We start from the raw sequence: 19,193 nt of genomic DNA, 5'->3' as shown, positions 1-19,193 counted from the left end.
TCTTGTTTGATCAAAATCGTTTGACATGAAAGATGTAGTAAAATTCAGAGCGCTTGTTGGAATAGCACAATCAGATGGTGAATTTGACAGTTCTGAGAAAGAGTTCATTCGCCATTTGGCTGATCTTAAAGGAATGTCCATGCCTGAGTTGAAAGAATTGCTCAAGAGCTCAGATAAAACCGGCATGTTGGTAAAAGATCTAAGCTTTGATGACAAAGTGGATATCCTTATCTACGCTGTGAAGCTGATGAAGATTGATGGCAAGGTGCTTCTCAGCGAGATTAAATTTTGTGAAAGAGTGGCAAAGTCTCTTGGTTTCGAAGAAAAGGCCATTGGATTTTTATCTGGTATTATTGAAGGGAATCCAAATGATACTCCAAATGTTGGTAGTATTAGCCACCGAATGAGAAAATACTTGATTTAAGCTAGCTGATTTATAGCTTCTCTTTCAGGTACTGAGCCGTGTAGTTGTCTTTCAACCTGATCATATCTTCAGGTAATCCGGCGAAGCATACTGCACCTCCTTCTTCTCCACCTTCCGGACCCAAATCAATAATCCAATCGGCATTTTTAATAACCTCGGTATTGTGCTCAATGATCACCACAGAGTTTCCGGCATTTACCAATGCATTGATTGCATCCAGCAGCTTCTTTATATCATGGAAGTGAAGCCCGGTTGTGGGCTCATCAAAAATGAAGAGAATATGATCGGTATTATTGGCTTTACTGCCTTTGGAAAGAAAACTAGCAAGCTTCACACGTTGTGCTTCGCCACCGCTAAGCGAGTTTGATCCCTGACCTAACTTCACATACCCAAGACCCACATCAAATAAGGGTTGAAGTTTATTCGTAATTGCATTGTTTCCCTCAAAAAATTCGATGGCTTCTCCGACAGATAGATCTAAGACCTCAGAGATGTTTCTGTCATTGTATTTGACTTCTAAGATTTCTTTTTTGAAGCGTTGGCCTCCACAGCTTTCACAGGTAAGATGAAGGTCAGCCATAAACTGCATCTCGATTTTCACGGTTCCTTCTCCTTCACAAACCTCGCAGCGACCACCGTCTACATTAAATGAGAAATGAGCCGGCTTAAAGCCGTTTGTTTTAGAAAGAGGCTGTTCCGAAAAGAGCTGACGAATGGCATCATACGCCTTCACATAGGTCACAGGGTTTGAACGTGAACTCTTTCCTATTGGGTTTTGATCAACGAATTCAACTTGGGTGATTTTCTTATAATTCCCAGTCAGATTTGTGAATTTCCCTGATGCTTCACCGATCAATCCAAGCTGCTTTCCAATAGCCGGATGAATGATTTTTCGCACTAGCGTAGACTTGCCCGAACCGCTCACACCCGTAACAACAGTAAGTACTCCAAGCGGTATTTCTACATCAATATTTTTCAGGTTGTTTTCCCTCGCTCCTTCTATTTGTAGAGATGTTCGCCATGGTCTTCTTCGTTCCGGAACAGGAATGGTTTCGTTGCCTTGCAAATACTTGGAAGTGTAAGAATTGGTCTCGCCATTCATCTCTGATGCCTTGCCTTGAAAGACAAGCTCTCCACCAAACACTCCGGCATCAGGACCAATATCGATGATCTGGTCTGCGGCTTCCATTACTTTCTCTTCATGCTCAACTACAATCACAGTGTTGCCAACATCTCTCAATGTTTTTAATACGTCAATGAGTCGATCTGTATCTCTGGGATGGAGGCCAATGCTGGGCTCATCCAGAATATACATTGAGCCCACTAATGCACTACCTAGCGAAGTGGCAAGTTTGATCCGTTGAAATTCTCCTCCAGAAAGTGTGCTGGTCAGACGATTCAGTGTGAGATATCCAAGACCTACCTGCTCCAGATAAGAGAGCCTATTCTTAATTTCTTCCAGAATTCGCTTGGCCACTTTTTCATCGTGCTTGTCCAGCTTGATTGCATCAAAGAAGGGTTTTAATTTCTTGACTGGCATGAGCACCAAGTCCGTGATGGAATGATCCACAATCTTTACATAGCTGGCATCTTTTCTCAGCTTTGTTCCTCGGCAATCAGGACATGTGGTTTTTCCCCTATATCGCGAAAGCATCACCCGATATTGGATTTTATGAAGCTTAGATTCCAGATGAGAAAAGAAGGCATTTAACCCTTCGAAATATTCGTTTCCTGTCCAGAGGAGGGCGTATTCTTCCTTTGAGAGCTCAGCAATTGGGCGATGGATGGGGAAGTCAAATCTTATACCATCTCGAAGCAAAGGCTCCGCCCACTTTTTCATGGTTTCGCCTTTCCATGGCGCAATGGCGCCTTCATAAACTGATAAGTTACGATCAGGAATTACCAGGTCAGGATCGATTCCTAACACTCTTCCAAAGCCCTCACATCTGCGACATGCACCATACGGATTGTTGAAGCTAAAGAAGTTGACAGAGGGCTCTTCGAATAAGATATCATCCAATTCAAATCGGTCTGAATAGTTCTTTTTGCCTTTGCCAACTATAGTGACAAAGCAGTCACCTTCGCCTTCAAAAAAAGCGGTTTGCACTGAGTCAGCAAGTCTGAATTGGGTGGCTTCATCATTTTGCACCACTGCCCGATCGATGAGTATTTCGATCGCTTGTTTGGGCTTCTCTTTCGACTTGAGAACGTCCTCAATAAATGCTACCTCATCGCCAATAAGGATACGTGTATAACCCTTACTCATCAGGATTTCGAGCTCTTTTGCCAGGGAGCGTTTATCCTTTTGCTTGAGCGGTGTAGTAATCATGAGTTTTGCGCCATCCTGATGCGATAGGATGTAGTCAACAACGTCGGTGACCGTATCTTTTTTTACTTCTTTGCCGGAAACAGGCGAAATGGTTTTCCCTATTCGAGCAAACAGAAGCTTGAGGTAATCATAAATCTCGGTTGTAGTTCCAACAGTAGATCTGGGATTTCGTGAAGATACTTTTTGTTCAATGGCAATTGCGGGAGCCACACCTTTGATGTAATCGACTTCTGGTTTTTCCATTCGTCCCAGAAACTGACGAGCGTAGGAACTTAAGCTTTCAACATACTTTCGCTGGCCTTCAGCAAATAGTGTGTCAAAGGCAAGAGATGATTTACCTGAACCCGATAGCCCTGTAATGACTACCAGCTGATCACGTGGTATTGCTACATCGAGATTTTTGAGGTTATTCACCCGCGCACCTTTAATGATGATGTATTCTTTGGGATCTAGTTTGTCGATTTTGGCAGTCATCAATTACTTTCTTGGTCAAATAGATCGGCAGTATAGTCTAAAAGGTCTGAATCTCCGGATTTTCCATGACCTGGGATTACAAGTTCAATGTCTTTGTAAACGGATTGTATGTTTCTTACGGTATTGGACCATTCAGTGGTATCGGCATTGCCAAGGTATCCTTTTCCAGCACCAATTGATTTTATAAGGCAGCCCCCAAAGAGGGCTTTTTCTTCTGGATAATATGCCACTACATTATCGTAGGTATGACCCTTTCCGAAAAATGAAATCACGGAAACGTCATTTCCAAATTCAAGTTTGACTTCTGAATCAAAAGGATCGCTTTCGAGGAATATGCTGTCACCTTCAGCTAACTTGATGGTCTTGGAATAAGCATATGATTTGATACCATTCTCATTGAATGAATGAATTCCACCCAGGCAGTCATCATGGAAATGTGTGGGGACAACAGCAATAATTCTGCAATTGAGTTTGCCAGTCACCCAATAAATTAATTCATCGGCAGCTCCATTGTTGGTTGGAGTGTCAACTATCACTACTTCATCCTCACTTCTGAAAATAGCTCCATTACATTTTACTTTACCAAAATCATTCGTTTCCAAGTATGATTCATGTAGGAAAACATTTTCGCTAAGCTGTTCTATTTTCAAATTTGCACTCACATATTGCACAGTTTGATCTGCCTGATTGCATTGAGCAATGAGCATAATAATGATAGAAATCCGTATCGTCTTTAGAAAAAATCCAACCATTTTAGGGGTTTGTATGTCTATGAAACACTAACAAGTGAATTCGGTTCAAGTGTGCCGCAAAAATAAGGTGCTTACTTTTCGGAGTTGTCGAAATTTTAGATTCTTGTCCGCTAAATTATTTCAAACCCCAAACGATACAATATGATATAGACCTCTACGTTAACAAACAGGTGAATTACATGAATAAGACAAGTTTGAATGATAGCGAATTGCTATCCCTCTATATCGGAGGAAACGAAGAGGCATTTGAGGAACTCCTCAATCGTCACAAGGACAGGGTTTTTACAACCATCTATTTAATCGTAAAAGACAGGTACACTGCAGAAGATCTCATGCAAGAGGTTTTCATAAAAGCGATACGTACCATCAAATCCGGCAGGTATAATGAGGAAGGAAAGTTTCTTCCATGGATTCTTAGAATCGCTCATAACCTGTCCATAGACCACTTTAGAAAAGCGAAGCGATACCCGATGATCGTGATGGAGGACGGGAGCCACGTGTTTAACACGCTTGATTTCTCTGAGTCGTCTATTGAAGAAGAACACATCAAACAAGATACCTATAACCTTCTTAAAGCCTTTATTAAAGATTTACCTGAGTCTCAGCGTGAGGTGCTAGTTATGCGGCACTACATGAAGATGAGTTTTCAGGAGATCGCTGATGCCACAGATGTGAGTATCAATACGGCACTGGGAAGAATGAGGTATGCTTTGATAAACTTGAGAAAGAAATTTGAGCAAACCCAAAACGCGTATGACAAAAACCTTTACAGAAAATGACCTATTAAGATTTCTATACGACGAGGTAAATGAGGACGAGCGATTAGAGATGAAAGAATCGCTGTGTGCTGACATAGAACTCCGAACAAAACTAGATGAATTGGAAGAAGCAAAGTCTGCTTTGGATGCCTTTACTATGAAAGCGCCTGCTGATGTTGTTTCTAGAATTCTTTATGCTTCCAAAAACCTGGAGTCTGCCTAATTTTAGGACATGACCAAGAAGGAGCGATTTGAAGCGTTCGTAGAATACTTTTCAGAGTCTTATCCACAACCGGAAACAGAACTACAATATTCGAATCCGTTTGAGCTACTGGTAGCTGTAGTGCTTAGCGCACAATGTACAGACGCAAGGATCAACAAAGTTACGCCTGCACTGTTCAGGGATTTCCCAACTCCTGAACATATGGCAGCTAGCCACTTTGATGAATTGTTTCCGTACATCCGTAGTGTATCTTATCCGAACAATAAGACGAAACACCTGCTTGCGCTGAGCCAGCGGCTTGTTGAAGAATTCAATTCGGAAATCCCAACAACCATAAAGGAGCTCACGTCTCTTCAAGGAGTAGGACGAAAAACAGCCAATGTTATCGTATCGGTATTATTCAATCAGCCGGCAATGGCAGTAGATACGCATGTATTTAGAGTTTCTAAACGTCTGGGATTGGTGACTCAGACATCTAAAACTCCACTTGAGGTAGAGAAGCAACTAGTTAGGCATATTCCAGAAGAATTTATCTCAAGAGCCCATCATTGGCTGATTTTGCACGGAAGATATACTTGCCTAGCAAGGGCGCCAAAATGCGATTCATGCGCCATTACTCACTTTTGCAAATACTTTGAGAAAAAGTATGTTTAGCACTACTCATTGAAATAACCTCAACAATGTGGAGGCGTGCATTTCTGAGTCTAAAAGGCTTAAGAATCCAGATCTACGTATGGTGCATAGAATGGATAGTTTAGATTGATATCCTTTATTAGGCCACTTGAGATTGGTATTCCAACATTTCAAGCCCTCTTTCACTGGCCCATGATCTGAAAGAATCCAGTTGGTCTGGATAAATATTGACTTTATGATCTACGTGAGATCTACTGTATTTCAGCTCTGAGTCAAGAAAATCGAGAAGTGTAGTGCGCGACGGAAAAGAGATGGATAGCATGTATTCTTCATCTTTGATTAGTAAGGCGTTAGTCATTGATTTGGCGGTTTATATATTAAAGATAATGTAGAAACGCTTAAGTTTTTTCATTAGTCTTTTACAATTTCCCTGCCAGATCAAAAAATACCCAAAATCTGGTATGGTGGTTGGCAAAACCATCGGAAGAATTTGAGGAATATCCGAGGTGGATTTCTATTCATCTTTTAATGATTCAACAGGGTTTTGTCTTGCTGCTCTTAGCGTTTGCGAACCGATAGTAATCAGCCCGAGAACGAGCATCAAAATGGATCCAAGGATAACAGTGTCAAAGCCAAATGCCACCCTGTTTGGAAGATTATCCAGCCATAGTTTGTTGATAAAATAGCTGAGTGGAGCTGCAATTAAAATTGAGATTGCAAGCAGCGTCAAGAATGATTTTGAGAGAATCAGGACGATTTTAAGTTCATCCGCTCCCAATACTTTTCGGATTCCGACCTCCTTGGTTTTGCGCTCCGTTGCATAAGTGGCCATTCCCAATAACCCAAGACATGCAATCAATATTGCCAGAAAAGAGATGTATCCAATAATTGTGACAACATCAAAAATGGCTAGGTTAGTGTTAGCCAATTCATTGTCGTAAAAGTCATACTTAAATTCATGAACCGGATCTATTTGTTTCCATCGTTCTTGGATATCTGCAATGGTTTTGAGCGGATTTCCTCCTGAAATTCGAACATTCAGATAATTTATGTAGCTCTTTCCAGCACTCAATGCCATCGGTCTAATTTCATGTCCGTTTATTAATAGCGAGGCGCGGAAGTTTTCCACTACTCCAATGATTTGGACGGATTCATCACTGTCCAATTTCCAGATTTGTCCAAGGGCTTCCTGTGGGTTAGTGTATCCCAGTTTTTCGACAGCCGATTCATTGATCAGGATATATTTTCCGTCTGCTCTATTGGCAGTTATTGGATCTCCGTGCAACAATTTGAGCCCTAGGTTATCGATGAAGTTTTCGTCTACGTAATAATTAAGCAGCACGAATGGATCATCACCTTCCTTTTTACCTTCAATCTCGATGACGTTGGTAATTCCAGTTGCGGGGATGTAATCAACGCCTGAAATCTTAGTGACGCCTGAAACCTGATTAAGCTCGTTTACTACTAAATCATAATCATTGCCTTGAAGCGGCATGTTGATGATGTTTTCGGAATTGAACCCGTATTCAAATTCTGTGTAGTGCTTAAACTGGTTGTAGATCACCATTGAGGTGACAATGAAAATCAGTGATACCACAAACTGAGAAACGTTCAGCACTTTTTGCAGTCCCCATTTTCCTCTCGAAAGGTCCTTACTTTTTAGTGCACTGATTGGATTTTTCTTTGAAAGGAACAATGCCGGATAGGTTCCTGCGATCAGACCAACAATCACCGCAAAGATGAGAAATTTGACGATTACCGGTAGTGAGGTGCTTAGTTCAAAATTCAGGTACTTATTGAACCAAAGATTCATAAAAGCCTCCTTGGTAAAGTAAAGGATTATTGAGGCAAACATTAAAGCAATAACTACAGTAATAACCGATTCGGTTAAAAACTGATAAATGAGATTTTTTCGTGTTGCACCATTTACTTTCCTCACACCAATTTCCTTCATACGGGTGATGGCACGCGCTATTGATAGGTTGGTATAGTTTAGGCAGGCCATTACCATGATAACAAGCGCGAGAATCGATAAGATGTAATAGGCTATTTCTGGAAGCCTGAAGGTTGCTTCATTATTGACAGGTATTCCTGGCGTTATTTCAGTTAATTTCTGTCCGGATAATTGGAAATCGGCAAACTCTTCTGAATCGGCATACTTGCGAAGTGAAAGATCAGCCAAGGCTTTTTGCACTTGCTCCTGAGTGGTACCTTCGGAAACTTTAAAGTACGAATATGCCGCCCAATAATGCTCCCAGTTTTCTGACACATCCGCCATGAGGCTATCTTGATAAAGCTGTGGTAAAGTGGAGGAGGATATCAATACATCAAACTTTATGTGTGTTTTGTAGGCACTCAAATCAATCACACCGGTCACTGTGTAAGTACCCCAATCCACCGGAGGCGTGCCTGATTCAATGTCTAAAATGTGTAGTCCACGATCTTCAAATTTCACTTGTTTGCCAAGCGGGCTCTTATCGTTGAACAATTGGTATGCCTTTTCTTTGGAGATGACCAGTGAATTTGGAGATGAAAGAGCCGTCGATTTATCACCTTCTATAAGTGGAAAGCTGAACAAGCTGAAAAGGAACTGCTGGTAAAGTATCCTTTCATCTCGGCTGTCTTTTGATTGATTGACGCATCACCGCCGACTCCTCTACGCAAACAGACTACCTCCTCTACAAACGGGTACTCTTCTTTGATTGATTCCGCTGCTGGCAAGGGAACAGTAGCGAAAGGCCAGCTACCAATAACCGGAGTTCCTAGCACTCGGTAGATTCGATCTTTATCGCTGTGAAACTGGTCGTAGTTTTTTTGATCAGCGAGCATCAATATGATGAGCATACAAACAGACATGGCAACTGCTAGTCCAAATACATTGATGAAGGAGAACATTTTATACTTCAGGATATTTCTGATCCCTACTTTGAAATAGTTTTTGAACATGCCGTAAGTGTTTATTCTGTAAGTGCCATCTGTAGGCTTGATGATGTCTTTTCTGAACAGCAGCAGTACGTCTCTTCTAAATTTCCTGTCTGCTTTTTTCCTGCCGAGTTCCTGGATTCTCTCTTCATACAATTCCATGAGATCTCCTTCGATCGGTTTAACCAATCGAGGATGGCAAAACCATCTGAAGAATTTGAGGAAAAGCTTAGGAGGCTGATGCATTAGTAAACTTCAGCAAATTTCACATCCAGGGATATTGAGGGAATGGCATCCCACAAAGAGTTACGCGTCTCCTTAGTATGCTGCATAGCTTGTTTCCCAAGCGAAGTAATTTTGAAGTATCGCTTAGGTCTGCCTGCTCGTTCTTGTGTAGCATCCTTATCATGCGATGCGAGATAATCTTTATCCTCCAACCTTTTGAGGGCTGATTGCAGTGCCCCCACACTCACATTTCTGTCAAGTCTGCTTTCAATTTCTTTCTTAATAGAGACGCCATAAGCATTGTCATAAAGGATCGCTACGGTTAGCATTACGATTTCCTCAAACTCGCCTAGTTGAAATTTTTTCATTTTTTTAAAAGTCATAAGATTGAGCGGCTTGCTACCCTGTCTACTTAAGTCAAATCTGTTTCTTCAATAATTGGGCTGAGCATCATGCGCATAATTAATTCCTATTTGTAGTGTTTACGAAGAAAAGGAAGTTTTGGTTATAAATTCCTATTTGTAGTAAAATTATTTTTAAGTTCAAGGGCTAACTTAGGTGCATGAAAGCAGCATCACTGGCAGACATCAAGCGAGAATTGAAGCAGAGGAACCCCGAGGAGGTTTTGGCTATTTGCCTGCGACTTGGACGATTCAAAAAGGACAATAAGGAATTGTTGACGTATCTGCTTTTTGAGGCTGGTGATGAGCAGAGCTATATCAAGTTGCTAAAGGAGGACATCAATGACATGATGGAAGATATCAATATGAGCCACCTTTATTATGTCAAAAAAGGGCTGCAGAAAATTGTTAGGTCTTTGAATAAATCACTCAGGTATTCGGGTCAGAAACAGACAGAGGTTGAGGTAAGGATGTATTTCTGTCAGGCGATCAGAGATTCTGGAATAGCTATTGGTCGTCATACCACCATTAATAATTTATATCATCGAGAAATCAAACGAGTAGAGAAAGCATTAGCTGGTTTGCATGAGGATTTGCAGGCTGATTATCGCTTAGAGCTGGGTAGCCTTTAAAATATCACATTCGTATTTGGAAGCTCGTTCTTTATTCGTAGCTGCTCATCATTAGAAAAATCATTCCCGCTGAGCTCCAAGATCGCTAGTTGGCTGAAGACTTCAAGGTTCTCCGGAAAACTTTCAAGGCTATTATCCCGCAAAAGAAGCACTTTCAATCCTTCCAGTTTTTCTAATTGATCACCAAGTTGCGCAATATTGATTTTTGGGTTCCTGTCCAGGACCAATCCTTCTAATTGCTTCATTCTGGACAGGTTGGTTGAAACTGACTCTAGTTTACATTCTGCAAGGACCAGTATTTTCAAGCTGGTTAATTCACCGAGTATCGAAAAGACTTCATCAAAATTTAAGTCGGGATTATTGGATAAGTGGAGTTCTTCGAGAGCGCTTAGCTGATCCATTTCTGGTGGCAATGATGTTAGCTGATTACCACTGAGATATAGAAAATCAAGTTTTGACACCATTGCAAGCATTTCTATTGCATCGTTGATATCAAGTTGTGGATTCTCTGCCAGATCAATTTCTCTAAGATTTGGAAGTTGCGTCAGAACCTTCGGAAAAATCATGAAATTATTCGCTCTCAGGTTAATTACAGCCAATTGATTCAGTGAAGTCAACTCTTCCGGTATCGATGTTAGTTGATTATTCTGAACGTTGAGCAAAGTGAGATTTTGGAGCTTGCTAAATTCTCCGGGCATGTTGGTAAGGCTGCAATCTTTCAAATAGAGCTGCTTCAGGTTTATCAGATTTCCTATTTCATCAAGCGACTTATCTTCTCCACGATTGACTTCCAACCAAGTTACTTTTCCAGGTTGTTTCAGTGCTTCTCCAATTGAGGTAAATTTCTGACTGTTTTGTCCAAATAAGGATATCTGAATCAAAATCAACCCAGGTAATAGAACAGTTTTTTTCATACTTAAGAAATTGGATAAACCAGTAAGCTAATTCGTTTTGCACAAATAAGATCTTGCTCAGAGCTCACTTTTTCCTATTCATCTCTCAACGATAAAATTGGATTGGCTTTAGCCACTTTCATTGACTTATACCCCACAGTAAGCACTGCGATTATCAAGCTGGTGACAATCGCCAAAACAAAAAATCCTGGGCCAAGTGTAATTCTGTATGCATAGGTGTCAAGAAATGCCCGCATCACAAAGTAAGCGACAGGACCTGATACTAGAAAAGCTATCATCAAAAGTGATATAAGTTCTTTGGAGAAGATATTCCAAATAGCCAGCTCAGAAGCTCCCATCACTTTTCGGATGCCAATCTCTTTGGTTTTTTGATTGGCCATAAAGGAAACCAGACCGTAAAGTCCCAGCGCACCAATTATAATGGCAATGATGACGAAGATGCGAAAGACTTGAGAGACACTTTCTTCCAGACTATACATACTTGCAACGGTCTCGTCATAAAATTGTAAATCGAAAACATGTTCCGGGAAACGATCCTCCCAAGCTTCTTCAATGTGAATTATGGCTTCTTTCATTTCAGAGAAAGATGACCCGTCCGACTTTAGCTTTATCCCAGCTTGAAAAATATTCCAGGATACATTGGCCATAAAGACATTATCCAGATCTTGATGAAGTGAGGCCGCATGAAAGTCCTCGACTACTCCTACCACGATGAATTCAAGTGATCCGCGACCGTACTTAATACGTTCGCCAAGTGCTTTTTCAGGGTCCTCAAATCCCAAAATTTCTGTAACTCTTCGGTTGACAACCGCGTGACTTCTTGGATCATTTTGCTTGAAGGATTCTCCGGCGATAATCTCCATCTCATACAAGTCGAAATAGTTTTCGTCAACTGTCTTCAAGTTACCCATCAGATCCTGCCCTTCGATATTCGGGTGAAAGATTGGATTGGTAGATCTCCAGGAAGCCATGGGCCCTGAGCTACTAAAACTTACCTGCTCGATTGATGAGTGAGCAAGAAGCTCGTTTTTGAGCACACTTAGGTTAGTCGAGTCATTTTCGGGGAGCTTTACTACGACTATTGAATCATCATTGAATCCCAGATCTTTAGTTTGGAAGTAGCTCATTTGCGCATTGAGTATCAGGATACCGATGATTAGAATCTGAGAAATTGAAAATTGAAAAATAACGAGTGCCCTTCGCAGGGAAAGGAACCCTGAAGTTTGCTTGATGTTAAGGTTGTTTTTTATCGCCATTACAGGGTTCATACCTGCCAGAATGAATGAAGGATATAACCCTGCAAACAAAGTCACTCCGATGATCAAGGTGATCAGAAAGAAGATGATATTATAATCAGAAAGAAGATCAATATTCATTTGATCATTGAAAATGACTTCTACCTGGTTTCCGAGATATGCAGCTATGAATAGTCCTACCGTGGTTGCCAAAAGGGTGATGACCAGTGTCTCGCAAAGGAATTGAACCACAAGTTGGGTTTTACTGCTACCCATTGTTTTGCGCACTCCTACTTCTTTCGATCGTTTTACTGCTTGTGCGGTGGATAAATTGACGAAATTGATACATGCTGTGATTATGAGAAATAAGCCTACCAGTCCCAGGACAACAAGTTCTTCTTTCGTCGCAGTAATGCCCGCATAGGTTTTTCTGATTTGATCGCTATAGTGTAGGTCAGAGAGCGGTTGAAGGCGGTAGGTTCTACTTTCAGCCATTCGAGGAGGCAAATATTTTTCGACTATTGTTTCTAATTGCTTTTCAAATTTCTGTGGGTTTATACCTTCATCTAATAATATGAAGCAATTTGTAGCGCTATTGTATTCTCCCCAGTCTTCACCATCATAAAACCAAGGATTTGCTGCTTCTTGATCTTTGTAATGAAAAAGTAGTTCAAAAGGGAATTCAGATGTTTTAGGCATGTCTTCGATGACAGCAGACACGTATGTAGTCTGTTCATTTTCCAAGATCACCATTCTACCTATCGCTTCGGATAGTGTGTTGGTGTTAAGTCCAAAATATTTCTTTGCCTTGGATTCGGTCAAAATAACTTTGCCAGGCTGATCGAGGGCATGTTCTGAATCGCCTACTAAAAATTTCACAGTGAAAAGTTCAAAAAACTGAGGTTCTACGAAAGCAACTCCTTTGTCTTCCTGAAAGCGCTTTAAGTCTCCACTTTCATCTTCTACTGCGATGAGGCCATCTTCATCGTAGAAAGTCATTGCAGCGTTGATACTGGGAAATTCGGTACGCAGAGCTTTGCCTAATGGATGTGCCTGACCTCTCCAAAGTACTTTACCACTGCTTCTAATGTCTTCATTATTGACTCGATAGATGCGATCGTAATTTTCGTGATGTTTATCAAAGCTGAATTCGTGATCAAGGATTTTGTAGATGACCAATGCGCAGGCAATTCCGAGTGCCAGTCCTGAAATGTTCATCAAGGCAAATACTTTTTCTCGCTTGATAAATCGAATAGAAGTGATAAAATAGTTCTTAAACATGCCGTAGTAATTGAGTTTTTGCTTCCCGCTGACGGGCTTAATGATGTCCTTTCTAAAAAATCGAATAACAGTCCATGCAAATTTTCGTCGCGCTTTGCCGGCTCCATAATTCTCAAGATCTTCTTCAAATTGTTCATTCAGATCACCAAGAATTGCTTCTTGCAATACGGGATTGCAATACCACCTAAAAAATCGAGTGAAAAACTTTGGAGGACGCTTTTTGCTCATATGCTAAAGTTTAGCTGAGGAGTAAGCTTCCATAGGTTTGTTCGGGCGTCCTTCATTTCTTTGAGCAAGGCCTTTCCAGCATTGGTGATTTTGAAATAACGCTTCTTTCGGCCGCCTCTTTCATTTGTAGCGCCACCCATGTATGACTCTAAAAATCCTTTTTCTTCCAGCCGATACATGGTGATATGAACTGAGCTGAGATTCACATCCCTGTTTTGATGTTCTTTGATGGCCTTCACAATGGTGTTGCCGTAGGCATCATCATTCAGAATCAAAACCATGGTAAGGATTAGCTCTTCGAACTCACCTAAAAAATTTGTTCTACCCATTATTATTGAATTTGTAAAACAAATATACGTAGTATTTCTATTTAAGTTGTAAAAGAAATAGAATTGGAGGTTGTACTATGGTAAATTGATACCTATTCGTCTTTTAGAATCTCTACGGGATTTTTGTTTGCTGATCGAATAGATTGAAAACTGATTGTTAAGATGGCTATTAATAAAGAAGCCACGACGGCAACAAGAAACACCCATATTTCGATAGGAGTACTGTAAGCAAAATCCTGCAACCACAGCTTTACAAAATACCAGGCCAATGGGCACGCCAATAAGACAGCAACGAGTACAAGCTTTGTAAATTCCTTTGAAAAAGTAGCCACTAGCTCTGCAATGCTAGCACCAAGTACCTTTCTTATGCCGAGTTCTTTGGTACGTTGCTCAGCCGAAAAAGCTGCTAAACCAAACAATCCAAGGCACGCAATAATCATTGCCATGATGGTAAATACATTGAGTATAGTTGCCATTTTTCTTTCTGATCTGAAGGTAGCTTCGAACTCCTGATTCATGAAGCTGTACTCAAATGGAACAGTTGGATCAACTTGTTTCAGTTCTTCTTCCAAGGAAATCAGTAGCTGATTCAAATCATCAGTTGTGGTTATTGTCTCTGGATTTAGTCGCATGGAATAAAAGGATCTGCCGGCTCCATAATCCCACACAATGTCATTTCGGTGGTGAATCAAGATCAATGGATCTATTTCTTGCTTCACACTATTGAAGTTGAAGTCCTCTACCACACCGATCACTTCATGTTCCTCTTCTCCACCTGAGGCAAGTGCCACCGATTTACCTACCGCATTTTCTAATTTCCATCCGAGGTTTCTTACAGCTTTCTCATTAAGGATGACTTTATACTTGTCGTTTTCTATGTTGGAATCAAAGTTTCTGCCAGCAAGAAACTCCAATCCCAATACATCTATGTAGTCATCATCAATTCTTAGGTTACTCAACTGAACCACGGGATTGTCCGGACCAGCTGCTTTGTACCGATCATTCGACCACACAAATGGCGGTACACCGAATGACTTACCTACTTCCGTAAAGGTAGAGTATGCGACTAGTCTGTTTTTTAGTGCTTCAGTTTCAAAGCCTAGTTCCTCGACATTGTGGAGTTGCAGTATATTTTCCTTAGCGAATCCAACATCTACATTTGAGGCGTAGCTAAGCTGCTTTTGGACGAAGAATGTAGTGATGATAAGCGCTATGGAAATTGTGAACTGGAAAACAACCAATCCATTCCTGATACCTCTGCCCTTGAATCCTGTTTTGATTTTTCCCTTAAGAGATTCAATTGGTCTAAATGAGGATAGGTACAATGCAGGGTAACTTCCGGCAGCAAAGCCCAAGATTGATATGAATGAAATTACCACCAGATAAAACGAAGAGGTCTGCAAATACGGAAGGATTTCAATTTGCTTCTCAGCCAGATGATTGAATGGTTCTAAAGAGCCGTGAACAACCAAAAGTGCAAGTGTGGTACTTACCAAAACAAAGAGGACGGATTCCAAAATAAATTGCTTAACAATCGTTTTTCTTTCCGACCCAAGCACTTTTCTGACGCCTACTTCCTTGGACCTGTTGGTGGCTCTGGCTGTCGATAGATTCATGAAATTAATAGCAGATAAAGCCAACACTAAGAGACCAATTGCTCCAAATATTTTGATAAAGAGTGGATTTCCGGTTGGGCCGAAAGCATGACCTGATGGTGAGCTTGCTATATATACTTCACTTAATGGCTGAAGTTCTAGTTTCCATGGATTGCCATCTGTAAACTCTTCGAATGTCTGATTGAAAATTCGCTCAGTTGTGGGAGGAGCCCATTTTGCAGGTATTGCCTGAATATCCTTCTCTAAAGCAGCCACATTCGTTCCTTCTTTCACTAAACCATACGTAGAGAATGCAGTCCAGATCCATTTCCAGCCATGTGCTTGCATCATTTCAGATTCGCTTTTGAGTGAGAGCAACATATCAAACTGTATGTGAGATTGTGATGGTGCATCCGCAAGAATACCATCAATTGAAAAGGCTTTCCACGAGCCGTCATACTGTTTGATCTCAATATTCTTTCCAATAGTGTATGTTGGTAGAGCATCTTCACCAAAATAGCGCTTCATCGTTTTTTCGGTTATAAGGACACTCAGGGGATTTCTTAGAACTGAAGTTTTGTCACCAGCAATTAACTCAAAAGTGAAAACCTTGAAGAAATTCTCCTCCACTGCATAAATGCGATTTTCTTTGAAGCTATTGGAACGACTACTACCATTTGCAGCGGTTAGAGATCCGAGAGACAATATGCGAGTAACTTCTTCAAATGCAGCGGCATCTTCTCGCAGTGCCACAGCTACATTGGGGCCAGTGCTAGACATTGTTTGGTTCCAGTCGCCCCATATATATGGTTGATTCACACGATAAATCCGATCTCCTTTGACATGAAATTCATCGAATGACATTTCATCATGGATATAAAGCCCGATCATTAAGCAAGTACTTATGCCTATTGTCAGTCCGAGCGTATTGAGAATAGTAAATTGTTTTTGACGAATGGCACTTCGCCACGCCATTTTGATCATTGATTTAAACATGCCGTAGTTGTTGAGTTTTTGTGTTCCTTCAAAATTTCGAATAATACCCGGGCGAAAGAGCTTCAGTATGTCAAGTGTAAAGAGCCACCTGGCTGATTTATTTTGGTTAGTCCTTTTTTCAAAGCGCTCTAAAAGGTCACCTTCGATATCTTCCACATAGTCTGGATTGCAGAACCAGCGGAAGAAGCGAAGTGGATATTTAGGCGGCCGTTTATTCATCTCGCAGAGAATCGACAGGATTGGAAAGTGCCGCACTTATAGTTTTGAAGCTCATTGTAATAAAGGCCACAATAAGTGTAATCAGAGCCGATACCGCAAAAACTCCGAAACCTAAGGATATTCGATACGCGAACCCGTCAAGCCAGCTGTTCATCACATACCAGGAGAGCGGGACGGCAATAATGAAGGCGATCACAAACAACAGCAGGAAGTCTTTGGAAAGCAAAGCAATGATTCGACTTGTAGATGCTCCAAGGACTTTCCTAACTCCGATTTCTTTGTTGCGCTGAGCAGTACTGTATATGGTAAGCCCGAACAAGCCCAGGCAGGCAACGAATATGGCCAGCGAGGAAAAAACGGAGAAAATCATTCCGAATCGCTCATCAGCGACATATTGATCATCAAAATTTTGATCAGCAAATCGTGTATCGAACGGTCTGTGAGGGATGGTCTTCAACCAAATAGACTCAAGCTCAGCTAAAGTTTTTGAATAATCTTGACTACTCAGCTTCAAAGAGATAACGGAAACATTGAATTGTGTGCCAAAACGGATAGAAAGCGGCTCTACGTCTTCATGCAGAGAGACATAGTTAAAGTCTTCCACCACACCCACAATTTTACCTTCTCGTCCCCATTGCTCGAATGACTTACCGATGATTTCCTGTGGATTTGGATACCCGTAAAGTTTGGCAGCAGATTCATTGAGGATTAAAGCATTTGCTGAGTCTAAGGGAAAGTCATCCGAGAAATTTCTTCCGGCCACCATGTTCATTTTGTATGTAGGAATGAAGTCTTCATCGACCTCATAAATGGCGGGGCCTTTATATGTAATTTCACCTGAAACAGGATCAGCTATCCCTGTACCGGCATTTGGAAAGAAGTCTCCAGGTGTGGCGCGAGAAACAGAAACCATATCCACATCCGGGTGATTTAGAAACTGTTGCTTCAGGTACTCACGCTTTCGTTGAACTTCACCGTCATATCCAAAGTCGATTACTAATACCTGTTCAGAGTCAAAGCCCAGATCATATTCTTGTAAGAAGTCAAGCTGGGATGACACAACAGTTGCACCTGCCAGAAGTATGATGGACAATGCAAATTGAAGTACCACCAATGATTTTCTTAGCCAGATTCCTCTGGATGAAGTTTTGAATGAACCTTTCAGAACTGTGATTGGCCTAAATGTGGAAAGTACAAAAGCAGGGTAACTGCCGGCGATGACCCCAATAATTAATACGCTTGCAATTGCGATAATTACATTCGAAACAGAGAATAACCAATCTATTGGAAGTATTTTCCCCGAAATAGTCTCTAGTAAAGAATGGCCGAAAAACACAAGTATTGCTGCGAAAATTGAAGCAAGGAATGTGACCAGAATAGCTTCAACTAAAAACTGATAAATCAGTGATCTTCTCTGAGAACCTATCGTTTTTCGGATGGCAACTTCCTTCGCACGTTCCACCGATCTGGCTGTGGATAAACTCATGAAATTGATACATGCAATGAGCAGGATGAAGATGGCTACAGATGTGAAAATATAAATATTACTCATGCTGCCGACAGGCCCAGGTTGGCGGCCGGCTTCCGAGTGTAAGTACGCTTCTGACATTGGCTCAAAAGCGATATGATAATTGAATTCATTAGGGAAGCTGGCCTTTAAGAAGTCTGAGACTTTCGCTTTCAATTGGTCTATGCTGGTACCTGGTTTTAGTGTGAAATAGGTATAGAAATCCACATAGCCCCAGGAATCAAATATAGAAGGTCGAGATCTCCTAAAGGTGCTCATCGAGATCAGTCCATTAAACTTAAAATGCGAGTTGGTTGGAATCTCAACCACAGCTGTCACCTCGTAAGGATCTCGATTATCCATGACGATTGATTTTCCAATTGGGTTTTCGTTCCCAAAGTATTTTTTGGCTAACTCTTGTGTAAGCACTACAGTGTTTGGTCTTACCAATGCGGTCTTTGGGTTTCCAGCTAATATCTCCCAGTCAAATACATCAAATGCGGTGGAGTCCGCGAACAGAATGTCAGTCTCAGAATAGGTAATGCCATTGTAAGAAAACAACCAGGGCGCATCACTTGTAAACCGAAACACCTTCTCTACTTCTGGGAAATAATCTTGCATAGAAGGTGCTACTGGCGCATTACCCCAAACCTGATATTCTTTGGTAGGCAATGTGGCATAGTCAGGCTGCTCACCTTGCTGTCCGTAGTAGTGGATTACTCGGTACGTGCTCTCGTAGTTGCTATTATATGTGTCATATGAGAGCTCATTATTGACATAGATGAGAATTAATATACAGCTAGCAATGCCAACACTTAGTCCAGAAATATTTAGCAAAGAGAATGTTTTGTTGCGGAGTATGTTTCGCATACTCACTTTGTAATAATTGGATATCATGCCGTAGTTAGTTAGTTTTTGACTGCTTTTTAAAGGTTTGACGATTCCAGGTCGGAAGAGCCGAAATACGTCAAGAGTAAAAAACCATCGCGATGGTCTTTTTTCAAATCGCTCCAAGAGGTCACCTTCTATGTCTTCTACATATTCCGGTCTGCAAAACCAGCGGAAGAATCGAAGCGCCCAACTGGGAGGAGCTTGCGTTTGTTTGTCATTCATTAA

16 protein-coding genes are annotated in these 19,193 nt (G+C 41.2%); 5 read left to right on the top strand and 11 right to left on the bottom strand.

Features of this window, described 5'->3' with window-relative positions:
* Window positions 1-25: 25 nt before the first annotated feature.
* The gene (locus ACL8WY_RS08930; protein ID WP_436514358.1) at window positions 26-424 is read left to right on the top strand and encodes a hypothetical protein; all 399 of its coding nucleotides are present in this window, start codon (window positions 26-28) and stop codon (window positions 422-424) included.
* 10 nt (window positions 425-434) lie between these two features.
* Here ACL8WY_RS08930 and uvrA read toward each other — a convergent pair whose 3' ends face one another.
* Window positions 435-3,227: an excinuclease ABC subunit UvrA gene (gene uvrA, locus ACL8WY_RS08925; protein WP_436514357.1), complete on the bottom strand. Its 2,793-nt coding sequence runs from the start codon at window positions 3,225-3,227 to the stop codon at window positions 435-437.
* Complete coding sequence (gene bla / locus ACL8WY_RS08920; RefSeq protein ID WP_436514356.1) at window positions 3,227-3,979, bottom strand: subclass B1 metallo-beta-lactamase; 753 nt, start codon at window positions 3,977-3,979, stop codon at window positions 3,227-3,229. The genes uvrA and bla overlap by 1 nt, the downstream gene beginning before the upstream one ends.
* Window positions 3,980-4,158: 179 nt before the next feature.
* On the opposite strand from bla, the gene ACL8WY_RS08915 reads away from it, so the two are divergent.
* The 3 genes from ACL8WY_RS08915 to nth are packed head-to-tail and all read left to right on the top strand — an operon-like array spanning window position 4,159 to window position 5,614.
* Window positions 4,159-4,758, top strand: a complete 600-nt coding sequence (locus tag ACL8WY_RS08915) for an RNA polymerase sigma factor (RefSeq protein WP_436514355.1) — start codon at window positions 4,159-4,161, stop codon at window positions 4,756-4,758.
* On the top strand, window positions 4,733-4,960 hold the full coding sequence (locus tag ACL8WY_RS08910; protein ID WP_436514354.1) for a hypothetical protein: 228 nt from the start codon (window positions 4,733-4,735) through the stop codon (window positions 4,958-4,960). The genes ACL8WY_RS08915 and ACL8WY_RS08910 overlap by 26 nt, the downstream gene beginning before the upstream one ends.
* Before the next feature lie 9 nt (window positions 4,961-4,969).
* Entirely contained in the window at window positions 4,970-5,614 is a 645-nt protein-coding gene (nth, locus tag ACL8WY_RS08905; RefSeq protein WP_436514353.1) for an endonuclease III, read from the top strand.
* 118 nt (window positions 5,615-5,732) lie between these two features.
* Here nth and ACL8WY_RS08900 read toward each other — a convergent pair whose 3' ends face one another.
* From ACL8WY_RS08900 to ACL8WY_RS08885, 4 genes are all read right to left on the bottom strand, one after another.
* Entirely contained in the window at window positions 5,733-5,951 is a 219-nt protein-coding gene (locus ACL8WY_RS08900; RefSeq protein WP_436514352.1) for a hypothetical protein, read from the bottom strand.
* A gap of 156 nt (window positions 5,952-6,107) precedes the next feature.
* Window positions 6,108-8,171, bottom strand: coding sequence for an FtsX-like permease family protein (locus ACL8WY_RS08895; RefSeq protein WP_436514351.1), 2,064 nt, complete (start codon window positions 8,169-8,171; stop codon window positions 6,108-6,110).
* Window positions 8,150-8,761 carry a permease prefix domain 2-containing transporter gene (locus ACL8WY_RS08890; RefSeq protein ID WP_436514350.1) on the bottom strand — a complete coding sequence of 204 codons (612 nt, stop codon included), beginning with the start codon at window positions 8,759-8,761 and terminating at the stop codon, window positions 8,150-8,152. The genes ACL8WY_RS08895 and ACL8WY_RS08890 overlap by 22 nt, the downstream gene beginning before the upstream one ends.
* On the bottom strand, window positions 8,761-9,108 hold the full coding sequence (locus ACL8WY_RS08885) for a PadR family transcriptional regulator (protein ID WP_436514349.1): 348 nt from the start codon (window positions 9,106-9,108) through the stop codon (window positions 8,761-8,763). The genes ACL8WY_RS08890 and ACL8WY_RS08885 overlap by 1 nt, the downstream gene beginning before the upstream one ends.
* A 194-nt stretch (window positions 9,109-9,302) precedes the next feature.
* On the opposite strand from ACL8WY_RS08885, the gene ACL8WY_RS08880 reads away from it, so the two are divergent.
* Window positions 9,303-9,773 carry a hypothetical protein gene (locus tag ACL8WY_RS08880; protein WP_436514348.1) on the top strand — a complete coding sequence of 157 codons (471 nt, stop codon included), beginning with the start codon at window positions 9,303-9,305 and terminating at the stop codon, window positions 9,771-9,773.
* On the opposite strand, the gene ACL8WY_RS08875 is transcribed toward ACL8WY_RS08880, so the two are convergent.
* The 5 genes from ACL8WY_RS08875 to ACL8WY_RS08855 form a co-directional block, all read right to left on the bottom strand.
* The gene (locus ACL8WY_RS08875) at window positions 9,770-10,687 is read right to left on the bottom strand and encodes a leucine-rich repeat domain-containing protein (RefSeq protein WP_436514347.1); all 918 of its coding nucleotides are present in this window, start codon (window positions 10,685-10,687) and stop codon (window positions 9,770-9,772) included. The two genes, ACL8WY_RS08880 and ACL8WY_RS08875, sit on opposite strands and share 4 nt — an antisense overlap.
* A gap of 74 nt (window positions 10,688-10,761) precedes the next feature.
* Window positions 10,762-13,431 (bottom strand): FtsX-like permease family protein, encoded by a 2,670-nt coding sequence (locus ACL8WY_RS08870; protein ID WP_436514346.1) that lies wholly within the window; start codon window positions 13,429-13,431, stop codon window positions 10,762-10,764.
* Window positions 13,428-13,760 carry a PadR family transcriptional regulator gene (locus ACL8WY_RS08865; RefSeq protein WP_436514345.1) on the bottom strand — a complete coding sequence of 111 codons (333 nt, stop codon included), beginning with the start codon at window positions 13,758-13,760 and terminating at the stop codon, window positions 13,428-13,430. Before ACL8WY_RS08865 ends, ACL8WY_RS08870 begins: the two co-directional genes overlap by 4 nt.
* Before the next feature lie 92 nt (window positions 13,761-13,852).
* Window positions 13,853-16,570, bottom strand: a complete 2,718-nt coding sequence (locus ACL8WY_RS08860; RefSeq protein WP_436514344.1) for an ABC transporter permease — start codon at window positions 16,568-16,570, stop codon at window positions 13,853-13,855.
* Window positions 16,563-19,190, bottom strand: a complete 2,628-nt coding sequence (locus tag ACL8WY_RS08855; protein WP_436514343.1) for an ABC transporter permease — start codon at window positions 19,188-19,190, stop codon at window positions 16,563-16,565. The genes ACL8WY_RS08860 and ACL8WY_RS08855 overlap by 8 nt, the downstream gene beginning before the upstream one ends.
* Window positions 19,191-19,193 lie beyond the last annotated feature (3 nt).

This window comes from Ekhidna algicida (assembly GCF_051379705.1).
Lineage (GTDB): Bacteria > Bacteroidota > Bacteroidia > Cytophagales > Cyclobacteriaceae > Ekhidna.
Note: the sequence above shows the minus strand (reverse complement) of the source record. Positions and strands in the feature narration are given on the sequence as shown.

What these genes read in the sequence shown, in the direction of transcription:
- ACL8WY_RS08930 (WP_436514358.1), top strand. Translation starts at nt 26, where the DNA reads ATGAAAGATGTAGTAAAATTCAGAGCGCTTGTTGGAATAGCACAATCA.
- ACL8WY_RS08885 (WP_436514349.1), bottom strand. Translation starts at nt 9,108, where the DNA reads ATGAAAAAATTTCAACTAGGCGAGTTTGAGGAAATCGTAATGCTAACC.
- ACL8WY_RS08900 (WP_436514352.1), bottom strand. Translation starts at nt 5,951, where the DNA reads ATGACTAACGCCTTACTAATCAAAGATGAAGAATACATGCTATCCATC.
- bla (WP_436514356.1), bottom strand. Translation starts at nt 3,979, where the DNA reads ATGGTTGGATTTTTTCTAAAGACGATACGGATTTCTATCATTATTATG.
- ACL8WY_RS08890 (WP_436514350.1), bottom strand. Translation starts at nt 8,761, where the DNA reads ATGCATCAGCCTCCTAAGCTTTTCCTCAAATTCTTCAGATGGTTTTGC.
- uvrA (WP_436514357.1), bottom strand. Translation starts at nt 3,227, where the DNA reads ATGACTGCCAAAATCGACAAACTAGATCCCAAAGAATACATCATCATT.
- ACL8WY_RS08910 (WP_436514354.1), top strand. Translation starts at nt 4,733, where the DNA reads ATGACAAAAACCTTTACAGAAAATGACCTATTAAGATTTCTATACGAC.
- ACL8WY_RS08870 (WP_436514346.1), bottom strand. Translation starts at nt 13,431, where the DNA reads ATGAGCAAAAAGCGTCCTCCAAAGTTTTTCACTCGATTTTTTAGGTGG.
- ACL8WY_RS08865 (WP_436514345.1), bottom strand. Translation starts at nt 13,760, where the DNA reads ATGGGTAGAACAAATTTTTTAGGTGAGTTCGAAGAGCTAATCCTTACC.
- ACL8WY_RS08855 (WP_436514343.1), bottom strand. Translation starts at nt 19,190, where the DNA reads ATGAATGACAAACAAACGCAAGCTCCTCCCAGTTGGGCGCTTCGATTC.
- ACL8WY_RS08860 (WP_436514344.1), bottom strand. Translation starts at nt 16,570, where the DNA reads ATGAATAAACGGCCGCCTAAATATCCACTTCGCTTCTTCCGCTGGTTC.
- ACL8WY_RS08875 (WP_436514347.1), bottom strand. Translation starts at nt 10,687, where the DNA reads ATGAAAAAAACTGTTCTATTACCTGGGTTGATTTTGATTCAGATATCC.
- ACL8WY_RS08915 (WP_436514355.1), top strand. Translation starts at nt 4,159, where the DNA reads ATGAATAAGACAAGTTTGAATGATAGCGAATTGCTATCCCTCTATATC.
- ACL8WY_RS08880 (WP_436514348.1), top strand. Translation starts at nt 9,303, where the DNA reads ATGAAAGCAGCATCACTGGCAGACATCAAGCGAGAATTGAAGCAGAGG.
- nth (WP_436514353.1), top strand. Translation starts at nt 4,970, where the DNA reads ATGACCAAGAAGGAGCGATTTGAAGCGTTCGTAGAATACTTTTCAGAG.